Source organism: Rhizobacter sp. P2_H2 (genome assembly GCF_056403375.1).
In genome coordinates, this window is record NZ_JBFUFP010001043.1 from 1 (window position 1) to 1,885 (window position 1,885).

A 1,885-nucleotide genomic window follows, 5' to 3' on the forward strand; every position below is an offset into this window, starting at 1 on the left:
GCTTCCTCCGCAGCGTCCGCGCCCGACATGGCGATGGTCCCGATCGCCGCGTGGCCGGCGGCCTCGGCCGCGTCGGGCGTCGACATGCGCCTCGTCTACAAGACCGTCACGCTGCCATCGGCGCGCCGCGGTGCCCCGTACGGTCCGCGCGAGGTGGTGAAGGGCGGCACGCCGCCGTACCGCTACACGATCGACGGCAAGCTGCCGCCGGGGCTGGTGCTGACCGAGGATGGCCGCCTCGGCGGATTGCCGGCCGAGAACGGCAGCTTCCGCTTCGTGCTCGGCGTGCAGGACGCCGCGTCGCCCTCGCGCGCCGCGCAGCAGGCGTATGTGCTGAACGTCTACACGCCGGTGCTGCGGCCGGCCGCGGCGGCATCGGCTGCCTCCGCGCCCACGGCACCGCCGGCGCTGACGTCGCTCGGCGTCGCCGAAGCCGAGGCCACCGCGGACACGCAGGCCGGCCTGCCGGTCAGCTACAAGCTGACGCCGGCCGACCAGGCGGGCCTGGCACCGGAGGCGGCAGCGCCCGCCGCGGCGCCCGCGCCGGCCCTGGTGCCGGCGGACGGGTTGCCGCCCGCTGTCGTCACCGAGCCGGTGCCGCCGGTCGTGCCGAGCCCCGACCAGCTGCAGGCGGTGCTGCTGCCGCTGACCGACGTGGAGTACCCGACGCGCGCGCTGTTCGTCACCGCGCTGGAGCAGAGCCGCTGCGCCTACTACCGGGTGCACGTGACCGAGGTGGCGCTGAAGCAGCAATTGGCCGTCGACACGCAGTGCCCGCCGCTGCCCCCGGTGTCTGCGGCATCCGCCCCGGCCGCGCGCAAGCCGGTTGCCACCCCAGCCGCCGCCACCGCAGTCGGCAGCCTGAGCCTGCGCGAGTTCTACGACAACCTGCTGCCCGATGCGCTGCGCGCCGACATCGTGCGTGCGGCCGAGAAGCGGCATCCGTTCGGCGAAGCGAAGCCGCTGCGGCTGAACGGCGCCGGCTGCGGCTGCACGCCGCAGCGCGTCGACAACGAGGTGATCGGCTTCGTGCCGTACTGGCTGGCCACCGAGGCGCCGCTGGCGGTCGACTTCAGCCTGTTCACGCGCCTGAGCTACATGGGCGTGGTGCTGGCCGACAGCGGGAACTGGGTGCTGCCGCCGGGCTGGGACGGCCAGGCCGGCGGCTTCGCACGCGAGACGCGCCGGCACGGCACGCGCGTCGACCTGGTGCTGTACCGGCGCGACTGGGCCTCGCTGCTCGCGCTGCCGGAGGCCCAGCTCGACGGCGTGGCGCGCAACGCGGCGCGCAATGCGGTGGTGCTGGCCGACACGCGCGACGGCACCTTGCAGGCCGGCCTCGACGGCCTGTTGCTGCCGCAGTGGCGCGAGTCGGAGTACGTCTACGACGGCCTCACGGTGTTCTTCGAGGATTCGCCCACCCAAGGCCCGCAGCAGAAGGCCTTCGCGCGCTTCCTGAAACTCTTCCTGCAGCGGCTGGTGGCCGAGATGCAGGCGACCGRCCGCAGCTACCAGGCCAACATCGTCGTGCCCGACAAGCTGCTCGGCGACACCGGGGCCTACAACTTCTCGGACCTGATGGACGTGCTGGAGACCGCCGAGCCGCGGCGCAGCAGCAAGGGCGTGGAAGAGGGGGCCAAGGTGCGCTACCGCGGCACCACCGACCTGACGATCGACTTCCTGGTGCTGCTGAGCGAGCCGACCGGCGCGAGCACGATGACGCTGCGCGCGCGCATCGACGCGACGCCGAACCTGTCGGGCCACCGCCGCATCGCCTTCCTGGAGAGCGTGGTGCCGATCGAGTTCCACCAGCGCGGCGAGAAGGCGGCCGTGCTGCCGCCGCAGGAGCGCGACCAGCTCGACCGCGATCTGGCCTACATCAAGT

Annotated in this window: 1 pseudogene; it reads left to right on the plus strand. The window is 73.4% G+C overall.

The window, feature by feature from the left end:
- Nucleotides 1-27: 27 nt before the first annotated feature.
- A pseudogene (locus AC1D15_RS29805) lies at nt 28-1,885 on the plus strand (hypothetical protein); the annotation flags it as partial.